Here is an 18435-nt window from a genome sequence, read left to right as displayed (position 1 = left end):
GTCGGATGGGCCGATGTCCGACTCCCGGCGGTGAGCGAAGAAGGATCCACCTTGAGCGCTATCATCGTTTAATGGCGATCAAATCTTCGGTTCTGTCCGATGGGTGCGAGCAACGCGATCCTGCGGCGGCGCTGTTCCACTCCCTCAGTGACCCAGCCCGGTTGAGCATTGTGAAGCGAATGGCCGGCGGCGAGGTACGGGTCAGTGACCTTACCGACGAGCTGGGCCTCGCCCAGTCCACGGTTTCGGCGCACGTCGCGTGCCTGCGTGAGTGCGGCCTGGTGGAAGGCCGTATGCAGGGCCGCAGCGTGTACTACTCGCTGTCTCGTCCGGAGCTGATTGACATGCTCGCCCAGGCCGAGGTTCTACTCGCCGCAACCGGCAACGCGGTCAGCCTGTGCCCGATCTACGGCACCGGCAGTACCGGCGTCCCCCTGACAAAGAAGCGCACACCATGAGTGCTGCCTGCGGTTGCAGCGACGAGAAAAACGGGACCAAGGCATCCGAAGAGGAGGAGACCGCCAGTTTCTGGCAGGTGAGCGAGATCCGGGCGGCGGCAGCCTCCGGTGCACTTCTCCTTGCCGCGTGGATCGTCTCGCTGACCGGCGGCCCCCAGGGGCTGCTGCTACCGCTGGAAATCATGGTGCTTCTGATTGCCGCCTGGACATTTGTTCCGTCCACCCTCCGACGACTTCTCAAAGGCAAAATCGGGGTCAGTACACTGATGACGATCGCCGCCGCCGGCGCGGTCGCGCTCGGGCAGTTCGAGGAAGCAGCCATGCTGGCATTCCTCTACGCGATCTCGGAAGGGCTTGAGGAATACTCCCTGGCGAAAACCCGCCGCGGTCTGCGCGCACTGCTGGACCTGGTCCCGGTTGAGGCGATCGTCCTGCGCGACGGCGCCGAGGTCACCGTCGCCCTGTCAGCACTCGCCCCCGGCGACCGCATGGTCGTCCGGCCCGGGGAACGTCTAGCCACCGACGGCAGGATCATCATCGGCCGCACGTCCTTGGACACCTCTGCGCTCACCGGAGAGTCCGTCCCCGTCGAGGCGGGACCGGGAACCGAGGTCTATGCCGGGTCCATCAACGGCACAGGCCCGCTCGAAGTTGAGGTCACCAGCACCGCTGAGAACAACTCGGTGGCCAGGGTCGTTCAGATCGTGGAGGCCGAGCAGTCCCGCAAGGGGCCCGGTCAGCGGCTGGCCGACTCGATCGCCAGCAAGCTGGTTCCGGGCATCCTGATCGTTGCAGTCCTGATCATCATCTTCGGCTTCATCGTCGGCGAACCACTGCTGTGGTTCGAACGTGCGCTCGTCGTTCTGGTCGCCGCCTCGCCCTGCGCCTTGGCCATCTCTGTCCCGGTCACCGTGGTCGCCTCCGTCGGCGCCGCCAGCCGCATGGGCGTTCTCATCAAGGGCGGGGGTGCCCTGGAAACCCTCGGCCGGATCCGCACTATCGCATTGGACAAGACCGGAACCCTCACCCGCAACAAACCCGCCGTGACCGATGTCGCCACCACCGGATCCGCTTCCAAAGACGATGTCCTCTTCCTCGCGGCCGGTCTGGAATCCCGCAGCGAACACCCCCTCGCCCACGCTATTCTCGCCGCGGCTCCGGACCGGGCGTTTGTCACCGACGTGGATACCGTCCCCGGCGCCGGCCTGGAGGGCCGGGTGGACGGGCGACGTGTACGTCTCGGTCGGCCGGGGTGGATCGATGCCGGCCCCCTGGCCGCCGACGTCCAGCGGATGCAACAGGCCGGCGCCACCGCTGTCCTCATCGAGGACAATGGGCAGGTCATCGGCGCCATCGCAGTCCGTGACGAGCTGCGTCCCGAAACCCGGCAGGTCATAGACCGGCTGAGCGCATCCGGATACACCACGGTCATGCTCACCGGCGACAACCTGGTCACCGCCACCGCCTTGGGGAAGGCTGCGGGCATCACCAAAGTCCACGCCGACCTCCGCCCCGAGGACAAAGCGGAAATCATCCGCACCCTCAAAGCCCGCCAGCCCACAGCCATGGTCGGCGACGGCGTCAACGACGCGCCGGCCCTCGCAACCGCCGACACCGGCATCGCCATGGGCGCCATGGGCTCCGACGTCGCCATCGAAACAGCCGACATCGCCCTGATGGGCGAAGATCTGAACCACCTACCTCAGGTGCTCGACCACGCGCGGAGAACCCGGAGCATCATGCTCCAGAACGTGGGCCTGTCCCTGCTGCTGATCGCCGTGCTCATTCCCCTGGCACTATTCGGCACGCTCGGCCTGGCCGCCGTGGTCCTGATCCACGAACTGGCCGAAATCGTCGTGATCGCCAACGGCGTCCGGGCGGGCCGGCTGAGCCGCACAACCGCGCTGGGAGCCGCGCAGTCCGTCCCAGCACTGGAAGCGGCAGCGTGAACGCCGAAGCCACGCTCTCGCGCGGGGTGGCCCCCGACCTGGGTTTGATCAGCATCCGGCTTCTCTACAACCCCCGCGCGTCCGCCGGGACGGCACGAGGATTCAGGTCCGCGCATATCGGCTGGGTGGCCGTGCGGGCCGCGACCGACGCGGCGATCAACGCGCGTCTGGTCCCGTAGACCATTACCGCGATCACCGGTCTGGTCAATGCAGCGCTGACCGTGTACACCATCCCTTCGGCGCTGGGCATGTCAGGACCCTCCACGCAGGCACGGCCCAACGATTCAGCGGAGACGCCAGAAACTTCATCGACCGGCTCGACAGGTGGACACTCGTAGCCTGGCCGTATCAGCCACCGCAACGTGCTCGCCCGTGTGTAACACACTGCGCATGAATGCATGAGGATGGTTGCACACTCGGCCCAGAAAGTGAGTATGTCGAGTTGGCCGTGGAGGTCTTCGCGATGCTCGCCGACGCCACGCGCATCCGGGTCATACTCGCGTTGCGGGACTCGAACTGTCGGTGAACCAACTGGCGAAAATCGTCAACAAGTCCCAGGCCGCCGTATCGCAGCATTTGGCGAAGCTGCGCCTCGCCCGCATCGTGACTACCCGGCGCGAAGGAACCCGGGTGTTCTATCGCCTCGCAAACGAGCACGCCCGCCAGCTTGTCCCCGACGCCATCTTTCAGGCCGAACACGCCCTCGATGGCGTTCCGGCCCACCACCGGCACCCGCACGACACCGCCAGCACAGACCTTGAGGTGGACGCGCATGCGTGACGTGTTGCGGAACACCGCCTACCGAAAACTGTTCAGCGCCCAGGTTGTGGCGCTGATTGGCACCGGCCTGCTCACCGTCGCACTGGGGTGCTCGCCTTCGATCTGGCCGGCGGGGATGCCGGCATCGTCCTGGGCAGCGCCTTGACGATCAAGATGCTCGCCTATGTGGGCGTCGCCCCGGTCGTGTCCGCGCTCACCAGCCACGTCCCCCGCAAGGTGCTGCTGGTGTCCTCAGATGTTCTCCGGGCCGGGGTCGCGATCTCGCTCCCGTTCGTCACCGAGGCCTGGCAGATCTACATTCTCATTTTTGTGCTGCAGGCCGCTTCCGCGACCTTCACGCCCGCGTTCCAGGCGCTGATCCCGGATGTTCTTCCTAAGGAAAGCGAATACACGCGGGCGTTGTCGCTGTCCCGTCTGGCCTACGACCTGGAATCCCTGCTCAGTCCCATCCTGGCGGCCGCGCTCCTGACCGTGATCAGCTACCATTCCCTGTTCGTGGGAACAGCGCTCGGCTTCGTCGGCTCGGCCACACTCGTGCTCTCCACCACCCTCCCGACGATGAGATCCACCGCAGCCGCACCGTTCGTCGACCGGCTCACTCGAGGCGTGCGCGTGTTCTGGCGCACCCCGCCGCTTTGTGCACTGCTCGCGATGAACCTCGTCGTCGCCGCGTCTACCGCGATGGTGATCGTCAACACCGTCATACTCGTGCAGAACAGCCTCGAACGAACCCAGGTCGATTTCGCGATCACCCTCGCTTGCTACGGACTCGGCTCCATGCTCGTCGCCCTCAACCTGCCGCGGGTGCTGGATCGCTATCCGGATCGACGCGTGATGCTGACCGGATGCGCCATCCTCCCGAGCGGGCCCGTCGCCGTAGCGCTGCTGGTCCCGGCTCAGGACTCCGCGCCGGCCTGGCCCGGCGTGCTCACGGTCTGGTTCGTTCTCGGCGCCGCGACCGCACTGATCCTCACGCCGTCGGTCCGGCTCCTCCGCCGCTACTCCGACGACACCAACCGGCGAGCGGTCTTCGCCGTCCAGTTTTCGCTCTCCCACGCCTGCTTCATCATCACCTACCCGCTGGCCGGGATCCTCGGGGCAACGCTCGGACTTGCCCCGACTGCCCTCGTCCTGGCCGCTATCGCCGTACTCGCCGTACTCGCCGGGCTCGCGGCGGTCCGGTCGTGGACATCGGCGTCAACACAGCTTCAGAAGGCCAATAGGTGAAGGACTACGGCTTCGTGTGAGTCAACATGCCTGAGACTTCGATCTGCCCTCGTGTCCCGACTGTGACGCCGACCTTGTCGAGGTGCAGGTCCGCGGTGGCGGGTCTACGTACGGTGGCCACGAGGAGCTTGCTGGTCCGGATTGTCTCCTTGCCGGTGGCGCTTGTCACCTCGGCGATCACGTCGCGGGTGCCCTCGGATTCTTCCTGCGACACCAGCCGGGAGCGCACCCGGACGGTCATCTCGCAGCCGAGCGGGGAGAACAGTTGTGCTTGTTCGAGGGCCACGTAGCCCCCCGGACCAGCGATGACTCGGGCACTTCGTCTAGCTCCATGCGTTCGCCGAGGTCAGCTAGCCCACCTCGGACAACCCCGCAATGGGTGGTGCCCACGGGGCGGAGCCGGTGGCCACAAGGTACTGGTCCGAACGCATGGTTTCCACGCTGCCGTCGTCCGAGGTGATCTCCAGTAGCGGCTCCTCCGTAGTTCCCGTGAACGTTGCGTCGCCGTGACGGAAGGCCCAATCGTATTCGGCGATCAAGTCCCCCTAATTGCTGGCCCGCATCGTGTTGACCAGAGTGCGCTTGCCCTCGATTAGCTTCTTCATATCCACCGGCTCCGCAGAGGCTGCGATGCCGGGGATTCGCCTCGCATTCAAGGCAACATGGCGAGCTTCGACGGCCGCCAACAAGGCCTTAGACGGCATACATCCCGTATTGACGCAGGTGCCTCCGATAGTTGCACGCTCGACCACTACCACTTGCTTGTCAAGCCTGGTCGCCAGGATCGCGGCCGCGAATGCTGCACCACCGGAACCGATGATCGCCAAGTCAAAGTCGGTCGGCGTGTTTTTACACATGAATCCTCCAAGTGCTTTCAATCGGCAATCGCGCTGCCGCCGCGCAGTGCGGTGTGCACGGACCTCAAGTCTCGACCTTCCTCACGGCTGGAAGGTCAAGCCGGACCACGAGTCCGGTCATGGCAGGAGCACAGGGTGCGCATAGGAGGAACGGCTGATGTGGCCGGGATGACGGCGAAAACGCTGCGCTATGTCGAGGATCGAGGCTTGCTTCCTCCGCCGGACAGGATGCGATCCTGACGAGATCTGCAGCTACCTGAAGACCTCGCGTCGAACACATTGAACCGTGCAATGGGCTGCGGGACCAGCGGCATCGGAGAGCATGTGCTCTGACCGCCGGTCGCCGCGACCGCATCAGCAGCCGATGCGCAGGCACGTTTTTCTTATGCCTGTATAGAAAGCAGTATTATCGTAAATAATACAATTCGACAAATCATGGTCTCGCTGAGGGTCCGTCCGAAGAGACAACGGCATGAGTGACGGGAATGCAATGAACAGAAGACGTGCAGTGGCCATAGGCGCGATCCCCCTGGTCATCGTGGCGGCCGCGACGGCAATTCTGATGACCACAACCGATGACCCGGAGGCCCGGGTAGCCATGCATGAGGGACTCGTGACCGGAACGGTCTGGGTCGCCAACGAAGATGGCGCCAGCCTGAGTGCGATCGACGCGGCCTCGAACAAGGTCGCAACCACCCTGACCGGTCTTAAGAGCCCACACAATGTGCAGGCGACAGCCGATGGGGAGTCCGTGTGGGCCGTCAGTGGATCCACGTCTATGGCGATCAAGCTCGACGCATTTACGTTGGCTGTGACGGGAATGGTCGCCACCGGCGCCATGCCTGCTCACGTTGTCGTCACTCCGGATCTCACGACGAGTTACACAACCAATAACGCTGACGACACCGTGACGGCAGTCAATGCCTCGACGATGCAGTCGGTGGCCACCATCCCCGTCGGGACAGGCCCACACGGGCTCCGGCCAAGCCCCGATGGAAAATGGATTTACGTCGCCAACATCGGCGGAACGATTCTGGGCGTCGTCGATACCGCAACTAACTCACAGGTCGCAGAGATTGAGGTCGGCGCGGCGCCCGCCCAAGTGGCATTCTCGCCGGACGGACGCTTCGTGTACGCCTCGCTCAGTGGGGAAAATGCCGTTGCCAAGGTAGACGTGGCCACCCGCAAGCTGATCGGAAAGACCGCGGTCGGCTCCGGACCGATCCAGACGTTCGTGAGCCCGGACAACAAGTACCTATTGGTAGCCAACCAGGGCACCGACGACGAACCAGGCACAACAGATTCCATCCTGAGTGTCGATACATTCAAGGTTGTGAAGAGCGTGAAGACGGGCGACGGCGCCCACGGCGTCGTCATTGACCCCTCCAGCCGACACGCGTACGTCACCAACATGGCCGCAGACACGGTCGCCGTCCTCGATCTGAAGTCGCTCACCGTTGTGGCACGTATCCCGGTCGGATCCACACCAAATGGAATCAGCTTCTCAACGCAAACCGTCGAACCGTCCCCGGAAACAAAGTTGGAGCTTCCGGTGGTTTCTGGCGACTCGTCGACGATGAAGCACTAGGTACTTGCAGGCGCTGGCGGCGCAGTGCGCATGGGGGAGGTCAGGAGCGGACCAATCGTGCGATTGCGATTGAAGCTTCCTTGATCTTGGCGTCGCCTTCTTCACCGCCGGCAGCGACAGCGGCAGCAACACAGTGGCTCATGTGGTCCTCGAGTAAGCCCAAGGCCACGGACTGCAGAGCGCTGGTCATAGCTGATATCTGCGTCAGAATGTCGATGCAGTACAGCTCATCTGCAACCATTCCCTGCAATCCCCTGGCCTGTCCTTCGATTCGTCGGAGGCGCTTCACATACGCGTCTTTGCTCGATATATAGCCGTGCGGGCCAGCGTGGGTTGTCATCGCGCTCTCGTCGCTGAAATCACTCATTGGTGTGTGTATCCGATCTGGTCTGCCCCGCGCGATCCTGGTGGCCTGCCGGCGAGTGGTGGCACTTTGAATTTTCCGAGTATACCCCCGGGTGGTATACCTCACACGCGGCGGGGTGACCAACTGTGCGCACCGATCTCATGTTGACCGGGTACCCCCCTGGGGTATACCGTGGATGTATCCCCTGGAAGTACGTCCCGACGGTTGCTTCGATCGCTGGGGAACGAAAGGAATCGCGAATACTATGTCGACGTCGAATAAGAACGACCTTGGTCTTACTGACTCTTCGTGCACGTGCGGGTCGCACGATCACAAATCCGAGCGCACCGCGGAACCTACCGGCATGACCACCACTTTCCAGGTATCGGGAATGACCTGCTCTCACTGTGTGAAGAGCGTGACGGCCGAAGTGGGCAAGGTCGCCGGAGCCGAAGCCGTGGACGTTGACCTTGTTCCGGGCGGCGTCTCCGTGGTCACCGTCTCCAGCTCCAGATCCCTCGATCCCGCCGCTGTGGCCGCCGCCATCGATGAGGCAGGCTACGAACTGGTCACGGCGACACGATGAGTGGAGAGCAGGTCGACCTTCTCGTCGGCGGCATGACCTGCGCCTCCTGCGCGGCGCGAATTGAAAAAAAACTCAACCGGATGCCCGGGGTCGAGGCATCGGTGAACTACGCCACCGAGAAGGCCAGTGTCCTCATCCCTGACGGCACGACGGTTGAGGATGCCATCGCGGTGATTGAGGAGACCGGATACACGGCCGCACGTCCGAAACCGCCTGAGGCTCCGACACTCGATGTGCCCACGGACCAAGACCGCGAAGTGGCCAGCCTGCGCCAGCGGCTGATCCTGTCCGCCGTGCTCGCCACCCCCGTGCTCCTGCTCTCGATGATCCCCCCGCTGCAATTCACCAATTGGCAATGGCTGGCTCTCACCCTTGCCGCCCCGGTCGCCGTCTGGGGAGCATGGCCGTTCCATCGCGCTGCCTGGGTGAATTTGCGCCACGGTGCTGCGACTATGGACACCCTGATCAGTATCGGAGTGCTCGCCGCACTCGGCTGGTCGCTGTACGCCCTCTTCCTGGGAATGGCTGGAGTCCCGGGCATGACCATGGCCTTCAGCTTTACCGCCACCCCGGGAAGCGGTGCCGATGAAATCTACCTGGAGGTCGCATCCGCCGTCACGGTGTTCATCCTGGCCGGCCGTTACTTCGAGGCCCGTGCGAAGAAACAGTCTGGTGCCGCACTGAAGGCGCTGCTCGAACTCGGGGCGAAAGAGACGACCCTTCTGCGGGATGGTGTCGAGACCACCGTCCCCACCGCGTCGCTGGTCGTCGGCGACCAGTTCGTCGTCCGTCCCGGCGAGAAGATCGCCACGGATGGAACCGTTGTAGAAGGTAACTCGGCGATCGACGTCAGCATGCTCACCGGCGAGTCCGTTCCGGTCGAGGTCGGGCCCGGCGCAGCCGTGGTCGGCGCCACCTTGAACTCGGGTGGTCGCCTGGTCGTGCGGGCCACCCGCGTTGGCGCGGACACGCAGCTCGCCCAGCTAGGCCGCTTGGTCGAACAGGCGCAGACCGGTAAGGCCGAGGTACAGCGCCTCGCCGACCGGGTCTCAGCGATCTTCGTCCCGATCGTGATCGGGTTGTCGCTGGCCACCCTTGTGGTCTGGCTGCTGCTCGGAGCAGGGAGCGTCGTCGCATTCACCGCGGCCGTGGCAACGCTCATCATCGCGTGCCCGTGCGCGCTCGGCTTGGCGACCCCGACCGCTCTGCTCGTGGGCACCGGGCGTGGTGCGCAGTTGGGCATCCTGATCAAGGGACCCCAGATTCTCGAATCAACCCACCGGGTAGACACCATCGTGCTCGACAAGACCGGCACGGTCACGACCGGCCGGATGACGCTCGTGGCCGCCGTTCCCGTCGCTGGTGGAGACGAGCAGCTCCTGCTTCACCTCGCCGGAGCCGCGGAAACGGGTTCCGAACATCCCATCGCCCAGGCGATTGTGTCTGGTGCCCGGGAACGCGCCGGCGAACTACCGTCACCCGAGTCCTTCGCGTCGACGGACGGTCTCGGCGTTCAAGCCCTGGTCGGCGGTCGGGTCGTTCTCGTGGGACGTCCGCGCTGGCTGACGGAACAGTGGACTATCCCGCTTCCGTCAGAGCTCGAGACGGTGCTGGCCGCCTTCGAGGCACAGGGTCGAACCGCGGTCGCCGTCGCCTGGGACGGCCAGGCCAGGGGTATCCTCGCCGTCTCTGACGTCGTCAAAGACACCAGCGCTGCCGCGATCGCGGAGTTCCGTCGCCTGGGTCTGCAGCCGGTGCTCCTCACCGGCGACAACGAGGCCGTCGCGGCCTTCGTTGCGGCTGAGGTCGGTATCAGCGACGTTCGTGCCGGTGTGCTGCCGGCCGAGAAAGCGCAGATCATCCGGGAGCTGCAGAGCGAGGGTCGCGTGGTTGCCATGGTCGGCGACGGCGTGAACGACGCTGTGGCACTGGCCACCGCGGACCTGGGCATTGCGATGGGAACGGGAACGGATGTCGCCATCGAGGCCAGCGATCTGACCCTGGTCAGAAGCGACCTCATCGCAGCAGCTGATGCGATCCGACTCTCCCGGCGCACCCTGTCGACCATCAAGGCCAACTTGTTCTGGGCCTTCGCCTACAATGTGGCGGCGATCCCGCTGGCTATGCTGGGCTTGCTCAACCCGTTGATCGCCGGCGCGGCCATGGCACTGTCATCTGTTTTCGTGGTGAGCAACAGCCTCCGGCTGCGCGGCTTTCGCGGACTCAACGTGGCGGGTGCCCCGATACCTACCGGAACGCTCACCGCACATCCTGCCACCATCAAGTGACCTGCGAGATCGCATTCACAGGTCGAGCAGTGTGAAAGTCGATACTGTGGAGGGGTCTGCGCGGGAACCAACTGCGACAGGAACGGGACCGGAGGCGACATGAAGCTGGATAGCACAGCACACGTGGTTCCCCGCACGAGGCCTGTCCTCCTGTCTGGTTTGGTGGCGTTGGTCGCCATGGCCGGACTCCTGTTCGGTGTGCTGGCCATGAACTCCACGCATGCCAGTCACGAGACGGGTGGGACCGCGGTTGCATCTGACCCCACCGCGCAGGTCGGTGTCTCCCCCGTTGTCACGGCGGGCGCTGTCTCGGCGGTTTCCGTCATCGCACACACCGGTCTCGGAGTCGTGGATTGTTCCGATTGCATGTTGGACTGTGCGATCCTCGCGATGACCTGCACCATCCTGCTGGTGCTCGCTTCGCTGATCCTGCTGGCTCGGTTACCGTCAACGTACCGCAGGCTGTTCGACGCGGGCGGGCACATCGCTCGGCTCTCTCACCGCCTCGTCCTGGATATTCACAGGCCGAACCTGACCATTCTTTCCATCAGTCGCATTTAGACCGAACCGCCGCCGACGCGCCCTCATGGACGCGTGGCCTCCTCGCGCCCGCCGGCGCCTCGGTTTCTCAAGTCTGACTAATGAATGGAAAAACAATGCTCAAATCACGTAAGTACCTTCTGACGGGGGCGGCCCTTGCCGCCGTGCTCACGCTCAGCGCCTGCACCAACGGGACAACCCCCGACAGTTCGTCCGGGTCGTCCAGCACCTCCACTGCGTCCGCTTCTTTCGGGTCGGCTGATGTGACTTTCGCACAGATGATGATCCCCCACCACGAGCAAGCCGTCGAGATGAGCGAGGACATCCTCGCCAAGGACGAGGTCGACGTGCGCATCACCGACCTCGCCACGCAGATCAAAGCCGCCCAAGAACCGGAAATAGAGCAACTCAGAGACTGGCTCGCCGAGTGGGGCACCGATGAGACCAGCACCGGCGGCATGGATGGGATGTCGGGGATGGGTGACGGTTCCGACGGAATGATGTCCGACGACGACATGATGGCCCTCGAAAATGCGTCGGGCCCGCAGGCCGGAGAGCTATACCTGGAACAGATGATCGTCCACCATCAGGGCGCGATCATGATGGCGGAGCTGGAACTGGATGAAGGTCGAAACGAGGACGCCAAGGCCATGGCGTCGAACATCGTCACGAGCCAGACCGATGAGATCGATGTCATGAAGGACATCCTCTCCACCCCGTAGGACCCCTCACCTTTCCCGGCGGTAAAGCCTATCGAGACCCGTCGCCGTCTGCGGGCGGCAGAAAAACACCAGCGTCATCGGCAGTTCCGCAGGCTGGCACACAAATCGCGCCGACAACAGTCCGACCGACCGGCTCCGCCACCAGTGCGGCGGCGATTGTTCGGCGTCGTGGCGATGGCCTTCGTCGCGCTTTTCGCCGTCAGTGTCTCGCTCCCCGCTCTCGCTCGCAAAACCCGGCCCGGCCGCGGCGAATCCACAGAGCCAACTGGCCGCTGACGCGCCCCAGGTCGTGCCCATCAACGAAGCAGACACCGTCAGCGTCCTGCGCGACGTTTTCACCGTGGGACGAGTGCAGAAGCCGTAGCCAGGCGCCTATAACCAAAGGTCGGGCAGCTATGTCAAGGACGTGACTTCGCCAGTTCAGCGGCCGTTCACAGTCGGGGTCTTCATCACGACGGACTGCGGTCCGCGCGTGCCGTCCTGCGACCGCTGCTCGAGCTTCAACAAGGGCCTGGACATGAATCCCGGCGTGAACACTCCCAGCCAGGCAGTCGCGGACGGCATCGTGAAGGACGTCTCGGCAACCGACGCCAGCGGACTCGGCGTGTGCGCCATCATCGAGCACATGATCGACGGCCGCCTGGTCTCGCGATGGTGGCAGTGGGCGTTGCCACCCTGGGGGCTGGAAAATGATGCTACCGATGCCCTCCGGGCGCGGCGGCGGAACGAGCATCGGCTCGGTGTACGGACTCGGAGTGTTCTCCGGTGCCGCCAGCGCGTGCTGCGCCCCAGTCCTCGCCGATGTGGCGGCGCTCTCCGGTGCCGCTTCGTCTTTCCCGGCCGCCGCCGCAGTGGGCGTCGCCTACGTATTCGGGATGGTCGCGCCCCTGTGCGCCTTGGCGTTGGCGTGGGACAGAAAAGACTGGGGAGCCAGTCGCCTACTCGCGGCCACGACCATTCCGATCGGGCCCGGGGCCCGGTGGCGGTTGCCCGTGGGAACAGTGCTCTCAAGCGGGTTGATGATCGCCATTGGCGTGCTCACCGTCGTCCTCGCGGTGTAGGGACCCGGCATGGCACCGGACGGGTGGCAGGTTGAACTTGCCGCAGCACTGGGGCACTGGGCCGCCGTCATCCAGCAGTTCCTGGCCTTCATTCCAGGGTGAATCTCGACGCTCGCCGTCTTCGCCGCTCTCGGCGCTTTGGTCTGGACGGCGCTCCGCAGCCGAAAGCACGCAGCCACGCCGACCGCCTCCGGCAACCGACCCGACCAGGCGCATACGCGCGCCCAGACAGAGGAGTCACAGTAATGGCATCACGGAAGAAAGGCCGTCCGGGCATACGCCCGCAGTCACGCGCCAGGAGCACCGGGTTGCGCCGGGCAACGATGGTCGTGGGCATCTTGGCGGTTGCGGCAGCCATCCTGGTAGTCATGGAAAGCACTTGGAACGGGACCCCCACGGCTGTGGAAAACACCGCCTCCATCAATTACGCCGTGGGTGCTCCCGGCCCGGGCGCGGAAGCCCCCGACTTTTCTCTCGCTTCCACGGCCGGGGGGACGGTCAATCTCAGCGACTACCGTGGCGAGTCCGTTCTGCTCTTTTTCCATGAGGGGATCGGGTGTCAGCCGTGCTGCGACCAAATCCGCGGTCTGGACGCCGCCCAGACCGAGCTGCAGTCTGTCGGCGTCGATCAGCTCCTCACCATCACCAGCGGGCCGGTGATCCTGATCGCCCAGAAAATGGCCGACGACAAACTGACGGCGGTCGCTTTGGCCGACACCCGTCTGGATGTCTCCCTGACTAACCAGACCAACAAGGACGGAATGATGGGTGAATCCCGCAACGGACACAGCTTCATCCTGGTTGGGCCGACGGGGGAAATTGAGTGGCGCGCCGACTACGGCGGCCCGCCTAACTACACCATGTACGTGCCGGTAGACGAGATCCTCACCCAGATGCAGGCTCTCCGGACCGACGCCTGATGCGAATCACCGTACTGACGCAAGCCTCGTGCCACGCCTGCGATCAAGCCAAGCTGGTAGTGTCCCGACTCTCCGCGGACTACTCCTTTCAGGTCGAGGCGATCGGCCTGGACACCGATGAAGGCCGGGCTCTGGCCGCTCGGAACGGCATCATCTTTGCCCCCGGCATCCTGATCGACGACGTCATGTTCAGCTACGGGAGGCTATCGGAGAAGAAGCTGCGGCTCCAGCTGTCCCGCCCCGACGTAGCCGCCCAGGGGCAGCCGGGCTCGAACGGCAGCTCACAGAACGTTGCCGTACACCACAATGCACATCAGCAATAGAGAGGACCGTCCAAATGGAACACCCGAACACAGAGGACAGAGCACATCGGCAGGCGATCGTTGCGGCCGCACGAGCACAGCTGAAGCGGGGCGAGCGGCGTCGGAGCTTCTGGATCTACGGCTTGGGCACCGTCGTCGCAATCACCCTCGTGGCGACCGTTGTCTCCATCTTCATCGTCAACCAGAAAGACCAGGACGCGGCGAGATCGGCAGCAGACAAGCCAATCAGTGGCGTGGAGAGTTCTGATGGATTGAGCCGCGACCACGTGGTCAACGAGGTTGCGTTTCCGACGCTTCCCCCCGTCGGCGGAGATCATTCGGCCGAGCTGACAAACTGCGGCGTGTACACGAAGCCGGTAGACACCTGGCGGGCCGTGCACTCGCTCGAGCATGGCGCGGTGTGGGTCACCTACCGATCCGATCTGCCGCAAGAGCAGATCGACACTCTGACGGCTGATGCCGAGTCGAACCCATACGAACTCTTGAGCCCGTATCCTGACCTCCCCGCCCCGATTGTCGCCAGCGCCTGGGGAAAACAACTGCAACTGGACAACGTGGATGACCCCCGCCTGCAGTTGTTCCTGCAGACCTACCTACAGGGCCCACAGACACCCGAACCCGGCGCACCCTGCTCTGGTGGCGTCCAGGGCTGATCGGCACGGGATCCCGCGGGCGCAGCAGGGACCGTACGTTACTATGGAAGGTAGTTGATTAGGGGTTTTCGTTTCCATTAGAGCGTAGAAGGGAACAACCCATGGTGCGCCCACTCGGCACGCTGGAACAGCACGTCATGGATCGCATCTGGTCCTGGGGGCGCCCGGTCGCCGTTCGCGAGGTGCTGGAGGATCTCCAACGCGAGCGCACACTCGCCTACACAACGGTAATGACAGTTATGGACAACCTGCGCCGCAAAGGCTTTCTGACTCGGGAGAAGGACGGCCGTGCGTATCTTTACCGACCTGCGCAGACTCGTGAGCAGCACACTGCCGCGTTCATGGGGGAAGTCCTTGCCGGAGGAGCTGACACTTCGGTGACATTTTTGCACTTCCTCGACCACATTCCGCCAGAGGAAGTCGCCAGCCTCCGTCTTGCCCTTGACGAGCACCTTCAGGGTCGCACAGGCACCGCGCCATGATTGCTCCAGCCGTTTTGGCGGTCCTCGCCGTGATTCTGGCCGTCCTGGGGCCGACCCTATTGCGCCGGATGTCGTGGCTCGAGCGGTCTCCCCGGATCGGGATCACTGCGTGGCAAACGCTGAGCGTCTCAATTGTTTTGGCGGTGCTGCTTGCCGGTTCGAGCCTGGCCATCCCCGCGATTCCCTGGACCATCAACCTCGCCGACTGGATCCGTACCTGCGCGATGGCCCTCCTCGCGCAATACTCCACGCCAGGCGGTGCCGTGGTCAGCGCCACCGGCGCTGCCGCCGCAAGTGCCATCCTCGTCCGGGTCGCCTATTGCCTGGCCGCGGACCGGGCAATCGCAGCCCGTAACAGGAAAGTACAACTGGACGCCCTGGCCCTCATTGCGCGACCCCACCTCCGATACGACGCTCTCGTCGTCGACCATCCGGCCGCCGCCGCGTACTGCCTACCAGGCAGGGTCCGTCAGGTCGTCTTGACCAGTGCCGCCCTGTCGGCGTTGGATCACAATCAGCTCCTCGCCGTTCTGGCCCACGAACGGGCCCACCTGCGGGGACGTCACGACCTCATCCTCGCGGCGGCCGACGCGCTACAGCATGCATTCCCCCGTGTCCCAGCATTTCGAACCGCACGCAGAGAACTGGGCCGGCTCGTCGAGATGCTCGCCGATGACAGTGCGGCCCGTCATAGTGACCGGACCACAGTCGCCACCGCCTTGGTGCGCCTGGCTGAACACGGGCTGACCCCCGCGGCGGCCCTCGGTGCTGGCGGAGAATCAGCTCCCAGCCGAGTCAGGAGACTTATTTCACCGACTCGGCCCCTCGGCGCCGGGAAGACAACCGTCGCTGCTTTGGCTATGGGATTGTTGATCGCCTTGCCCTTGTTCCTCGCCATCGCCCCCGCATCCGCAGCGGGAACAATGGACCCGTGCCCGGAGGACGAGCAGTCCTTGACGATGTGATCGACGCTGCGCATTCCCCCGGAAGCCCGGATCTCACACTGCAACCGCACTGACGGCCATCGAACAGGTGTTGAGGCTGAATAAGAACCTCAATTCGGCAGATACAGCGTGTCCACCTCCGCGCGCACGGTGGTCAACTCCATTTCATCGGCCGCCGACAGCGACTTCGGCGCATCAGCTGTCGTCTTCCCTCGCATCATGAACCACATCATCAAGCCCATAGCCGCTGGGCAGGCCAGGAGGGCCAGACCATAGAGCGCCGTACTCACCGTGACGCCTCCAGGCTTTTATTGCCAGCCTCCGACGAAGCGTCGCCAGCCGGGTGATGGGCCATCATCTGCTCGTGCATTTTCGCCATGCCGGGTGCACCGGCCGTCATGTCAGCCGTGTCGGACATCCCGGCCATCATCTGTTCGTGCATTTTCACCAGGCCAGGTGCTCTGTGCATCGCGGCCATGTGTCCGCGGGCGCTATCCTCGGCCTGACCCGCCGGGGCCGGAGGGCTGCTGCCCTCGGCCGCGTAGGCCGGAGCGACGGTGCCTGCTGCAAGCAACGCTCCAGCGGCCAGGGAGATGATCCAGATTCGTGAGCGCATGAGCGCCTCCTTCTTTGTCTACTATCTTTCATAGTAGTAGCCGAAGTTGGCTCCCGTCGCAGTGAACCGCGGTCACACAGGAAAGCCCCTGTCAGGAGTCGTTGTTACTTTGCTTCAATGACGCCCATCATCCCGTTGTCCTCGTGATCGAGGATGTGGCAGTGATAGACAGTCCGTCCGGCGAAGTCGTCGAAGGCGATGCGGACCTTCACTCGTCCCCCTGCCGGAACATTGACAACGTCTTGCCGAACCACCAACTCGACCGCCCTGCCATTTTCCTCAACGAGCTGCATTGGCCAAACGTGCAGGTGCAGGGGGTGGTCCATCTGGCTGGTGTTTGTCAGGGTCCATTCTTCGATGCTGTCGGCCTGAACCGTGGTGTCTGTTCTGTCCGCATCGAACACCTCTTTATTAATGGTGAAACTCATCATCGAGCCGCCCCTCATCCCGCCCATTCCCATCCCGAACGTGAGCTCGCGACGCGCCGTCACGGGCCGCGAACGAAGATCTGGGGGCACGGCCTGCTCGGGGACCGCGGACAGGGCGGTCATCGCATCACCGGACACCGTTAGTGTCGCCACTGAAAAGCCGCGAGGGTTGCTCTGAGCGTCCTGCCCGCTGGGTCCAGCGCCGCCGCCCATCATCCCGCCCATCATTCCGTTCGGGCCGCCGCGGTCGTAGGGCAGCGTCTGGAAGATGGATGTCCCTGAGACAGCGGTAACCAGGAGGTCCGCTCGGTTGCCGGGTAACAGCACTACCTCATCGACGTCGCCGGGGGTCTGGAACCGTCCCGAGTCGATGCCGAGGAGTTGTAGCTCCTGCCCGTCGAGACGCAGCCGCAGGTACCGGGACACACAGGCGTTGACGATGCGCCAACGTTCGCGTTCCCCCGGACGGGCGGTCATGACCGGATTCACCTGCCCGTTGACCAGAACGAGTTGTCCTTCCCGTCCCGCCATCTGTTCCATCGGCGTGACGGGAGGGATGCGGCCCAGGCTGTCCAGTGTGATGTCTGAGATGACGAGCACGCGCTCTCGCGTTGCCCTGATGGGCGTGGGGTCCTCGACAATGATGGCCCCGTAAAGGCCGCCGAAGACCTGATCGGCGACGAACCCGTGGTGGTGCGGGTGATACCAGTACACTCCCGGCGGGTGATCAGGCGGCAGCTGATATTCGTAGTCGAAGGACTCTCCGGCCTTCACGGTCACGAACATGTTGTCGCCGTTGTCCGACGGAGAAACATGCAATCCGTGCACGTGCAGGTTGCTCGGATCGTTGAGGCCGTTGTGCAGGCTCACATTGAGCGTGTCGCCCGCCTGAACGCGTAGGGTAGGCCCCGGCACGCCCCCGTTATAGCTCAGCACGGTGGCACCGCGACCGGAAATCTTCACGTCCCCCGGTGCAGCATCCAGGCGTACCTTGAGGCGGCCATCGGCGCTACGTAGCTCGGGCGGCTGAACCAGTGGATCCCCGGAGGGCGCCCCAAAGCCTGAGCTGGTGGCCGAAGGCGATGCTGTCTGCTGGCTCCAGAGAAGTCCCGCTCCCCCGGCAACCGTGCTCGCCAGCCCGAGGCCACCGAGCGTGAGAGCGCTTCGACGGCTGAGAGGCTTCACCACTTATCCTCGCCCAAGACTGCGCGCTGTTCGCGGTACTGCTCTGCGGTCAGCTCACCCCTGGCGAAACGTTCATCCAGTATCTGGCGCGCGCGGCCTAGCCCAACCTCTCCCCCCTGTTTCCGCCCGACACTACGATCGCCAGAAAACAGCCGAACCATGAGCACGACCAGCAACGAGATACCGACAATTGTCAGCAGCCCGAAGAGCCAGTACAGCCCCATACTTCCTCCATAGCCCCACATCATGATCCGACTCCTTCGACTCATATTTCGAGAATAGACACTGCCGCAAGCATACCCCTTGGGGTATTTTGGACAATCAAACGGCGTGCACCACTCCCCCTTTTCAGGCGGTGCATCCTCCCGGAAGGGGTAGTCGTTCAGTGCGCCTCAAGCCGTCACGGCGAGCAGCGAACGACAAGTGAGCCGTGAGCCGGTAGAAGCATTCCGGAATACTATCTATCCTAGTAGCGTTGCCTG

The 18435-nt window shown here is 64.0% G+C and carries 25 protein-coding genes and 1 pseudogene; 17 read left to right on the top strand and 9 right to left on the bottom strand.

Features of this window, described 5'->3' with window-relative positions:
* Positions 1 to 71 precede the first annotated feature (71 nt).
* The 5 genes and pseudogenes from CXY79_RS14465 (at position 72) to CXY79_RS14445 (ending at position 4414) form a co-directional block, all read left to right on the top strand.
* On the top strand, positions 72 to 458 hold the full coding sequence (locus tag CXY79_RS14465) for a helix-turn-helix transcriptional regulator (protein WP_104102971.1): 387 nt from the start codon (positions 72 to 74) through the stop codon (positions 456 to 458).
* Positions 455 to 2407 carry a cation-translocating P-type ATPase gene (locus tag CXY79_RS14460; protein WP_104102968.1) on the top strand — a complete coding sequence of 651 codons (1953 nt, stop codon included), beginning with the start codon at positions 455 to 457 and terminating at the stop codon, positions 2405 to 2407. The genes CXY79_RS14465 and CXY79_RS14460 overlap by 4 nt, the downstream gene beginning before the upstream one ends.
* Complete coding sequence (locus CXY79_RS14455; protein ID WP_104102965.1) at positions 2404 to 2586, top strand: hypothetical protein; 183 nt, start codon at positions 2404 to 2406, stop codon at positions 2584 to 2586. Before CXY79_RS14460 ends, CXY79_RS14455 begins: the two co-directional genes overlap by 4 nt.
* A gap of 215 nt (positions 2587 to 2801) precedes the next feature.
* Positions 2802 to 3187 (top strand): annotated as a pseudogene (locus tag CXY79_RS14450) (ArsR/SmtB family transcription factor).
* A gap of 87 nt (positions 3188 to 3274) precedes the next feature.
* A complete protein-coding gene (locus tag CXY79_RS14445) occupies positions 3275 to 4414 on the top strand; it encodes an MFS transporter (protein WP_233191526.1) in 1140 nt (379 codons plus the stop codon).
* A gap of 4 nt (positions 4415 to 4418) precedes the next feature.
* Here CXY79_RS14445 and CXY79_RS16645 read toward each other — a convergent pair whose 3' ends face one another.
* The 3 genes from CXY79_RS16645 to CXY79_RS16635 all read right to left on the bottom strand — a co-directional run bounded on the left by CXY79_RS16645 (position 4419) and on the right by CXY79_RS16635 (position 5271).
* A complete protein-coding gene (locus CXY79_RS16645) occupies positions 4419 to 4700 on the bottom strand; it encodes a hypothetical protein (protein ID WP_233191525.1) in 282 nt (93 codons plus the stop codon).
* Between the two features lie 64 nt (positions 4701 to 4764).
* Positions 4765 to 4953 (bottom strand): hypothetical protein, encoded by a 189-nt coding sequence (locus CXY79_RS16640; RefSeq protein WP_233191524.1) that lies wholly within the window; start codon positions 4951 to 4953, stop codon positions 4765 to 4767.
* A gap of 6 nt (positions 4954 to 4959) precedes the next feature.
* Positions 4960 to 5271, bottom strand: coding sequence for an FAD-dependent oxidoreductase (locus CXY79_RS16635; protein ID WP_233191523.1), 312 nt, complete (start codon positions 5269 to 5271; stop codon positions 4960 to 4962).
* 472 nt (positions 5272 to 5743) lie between these two features.
* Here CXY79_RS16635 and CXY79_RS14430 point away from each other — a divergent pair, with 472 nt between their 5' ends.
* Positions 5744 to 6859, top strand: coding sequence for a beta-propeller fold lactonase family protein (locus tag CXY79_RS14430; protein WP_233191522.1), 1116 nt, complete (start codon positions 5744 to 5746; stop codon positions 6857 to 6859).
* A 40-nt stretch (positions 6860 to 6899) separates the two neighbouring features.
* Here CXY79_RS14430 and CXY79_RS14425 read toward each other — a convergent pair whose 3' ends face one another.
* Complete coding sequence (locus tag CXY79_RS14425) at positions 6900 to 7226, bottom strand: metal-sensitive transcriptional regulator (protein WP_304466204.1); 327 nt, start codon at positions 7224 to 7226, stop codon at positions 6900 to 6902.
* 343 nt (positions 7227 to 7569) lie between these two features.
* On the opposite strand from CXY79_RS14425, the gene CXY79_RS14420 reads away from it, so the two are divergent.
* From CXY79_RS14420 to CXY79_RS16085, 5 genes are all read left to right on the top strand, one after another.
* Positions 7570 to 7791, top strand: coding sequence for a heavy-metal-associated domain-containing protein (locus CXY79_RS14420; RefSeq protein WP_104102962.1), 222 nt, complete (start codon positions 7570 to 7572; stop codon positions 7789 to 7791).
* Positions 7788 to 10079, top strand: coding sequence for a cation-translocating P-type ATPase (locus CXY79_RS14415; RefSeq protein WP_104102959.1), 2292 nt, complete (start codon positions 7788 to 7790; stop codon positions 10077 to 10079). The genes CXY79_RS14420 and CXY79_RS14415 overlap by 4 nt, the downstream gene beginning before the upstream one ends.
* A 99-nt stretch (positions 10080 to 10178) precedes the next feature.
* Positions 10179 to 10640, top strand: coding sequence for a hypothetical protein (locus CXY79_RS14410; protein ID WP_104102956.1), 462 nt, complete (start codon positions 10179 to 10181; stop codon positions 10638 to 10640).
* A 95-nt stretch (positions 10641 to 10735) separates the two neighbouring features.
* Complete coding sequence (locus CXY79_RS14405; protein ID WP_198411399.1) at positions 10736 to 11341, top strand: DUF305 domain-containing protein; 606 nt, start codon at positions 10736 to 10738, stop codon at positions 11339 to 11341.
* A 202-nt stretch (positions 11342 to 11543) separates the two neighbouring features.
* Positions 11544 to 11705 carry a hypothetical protein gene (locus CXY79_RS16085; RefSeq protein ID WP_158250306.1) on the top strand — a complete coding sequence of 54 codons (162 nt, stop codon included), beginning with the start codon at positions 11544 to 11546 and terminating at the stop codon, positions 11703 to 11705.
* Positions 11706 to 11761: 56 nt separating this feature from the next.
* Here the strand turns inward: CXY79_RS16085 and CXY79_RS14400 are convergent, their stop codons facing one another.
* Entirely contained in the window at positions 11762 to 11959 is a 198-nt protein-coding gene (locus tag CXY79_RS14400) for a hypothetical protein (RefSeq protein ID WP_134371662.1), read from the bottom strand.
* An 83-nt stretch (positions 11960 to 12042) separates the two neighbouring features.
* Here CXY79_RS14400 and CXY79_RS14395 point away from each other — a divergent pair, with 83 nt between their 5' ends.
* From CXY79_RS14395 to CXY79_RS14370, 6 genes are all read left to right on the top strand, one after another.
* Positions 12043 to 12402 (top strand): hypothetical protein, encoded by a 360-nt coding sequence (locus CXY79_RS14395; RefSeq protein WP_146068152.1) that lies wholly within the window; start codon positions 12043 to 12045, stop codon positions 12400 to 12402.
* 245 nt (positions 12403 to 12647) lie between these two features.
* Positions 12648 to 13322, top strand: a complete 675-nt coding sequence (locus CXY79_RS14390; RefSeq protein ID WP_104102941.1) for a redoxin domain-containing protein — start codon at positions 12648 to 12650, stop codon at positions 13320 to 13322.
* Entirely contained in the window at positions 13322 to 13645 is a 324-nt protein-coding gene (locus tag CXY79_RS14385; protein WP_134400726.1) for a thioredoxin family protein, read from the top strand. The genes CXY79_RS14390 and CXY79_RS14385 overlap by 1 nt, the downstream gene beginning before the upstream one ends.
* Before the next feature lie 14 nt (positions 13646 to 13659).
* On the top strand, positions 13660 to 14298 hold the full coding sequence (locus CXY79_RS14380) for a DUF3105 domain-containing protein (RefSeq protein WP_104102938.1): 639 nt from the start codon (positions 13660 to 13662) through the stop codon (positions 14296 to 14298).
* A gap of 101 nt (positions 14299 to 14399) precedes the next feature.
* Complete coding sequence (locus CXY79_RS14375; protein ID WP_104102935.1) at positions 14400 to 14780, top strand: BlaI/MecI/CopY family transcriptional regulator; 381 nt, start codon at positions 14400 to 14402, stop codon at positions 14778 to 14780.
* Entirely contained in the window at positions 14777 to 15745 is a 969-nt protein-coding gene (locus tag CXY79_RS14370) for a M56 family metallopeptidase (RefSeq protein ID WP_104102932.1), read from the top strand. Before CXY79_RS14375 ends, CXY79_RS14370 begins: the two co-directional genes overlap by 4 nt.
* Before the next feature lie 89 nt (positions 15746 to 15834).
* Here the strand turns inward: CXY79_RS14370 and CXY79_RS14365 are convergent, their stop codons facing one another.
* The 4 genes from CXY79_RS14365 to CXY79_RS14350 form a co-directional block, all read right to left on the bottom strand.
* On the bottom strand, positions 15835 to 16014 hold the full coding sequence (locus tag CXY79_RS14365) for a hypothetical protein (protein ID WP_104102929.1): 180 nt from the start codon (positions 16012 to 16014) through the stop codon (positions 15835 to 15837).
* Positions 16011 to 16340, bottom strand: coding sequence for a hypothetical protein (locus CXY79_RS14360; RefSeq protein WP_104102926.1), 330 nt, complete (start codon positions 16338 to 16340; stop codon positions 16011 to 16013). The genes CXY79_RS14365 and CXY79_RS14360 overlap by 4 nt, the downstream gene beginning before the upstream one ends.
* 104 nt (positions 16341 to 16444) lie before the next feature.
* Positions 16445 to 17953, bottom strand: coding sequence for a multicopper oxidase family protein (locus tag CXY79_RS14355; RefSeq protein WP_104103514.1), 1509 nt, complete (start codon positions 17951 to 17953; stop codon positions 16445 to 16447).
* Positions 17950 to 18201, bottom strand: a complete 252-nt coding sequence (locus CXY79_RS14350) for an SHOCT domain-containing protein (RefSeq protein WP_104102923.1) — start codon at positions 18199 to 18201, stop codon at positions 17950 to 17952. The genes CXY79_RS14355 and CXY79_RS14350 overlap by 4 nt, the downstream gene beginning before the upstream one ends.
* Between the last annotated feature and the right edge of the window lie 234 nt (positions 18202 to 18435).

This window comes from Cryobacterium sp. M96 (assembly GCF_002929845.1).
GTDB lineage: Bacteria > Actinomycetota > Actinomycetes > Actinomycetales > Microbacteriaceae > Cryobacterium > Cryobacterium sandaracinum.
This window is presented reverse-complemented; position numbering and strand designations above follow the sequence as displayed.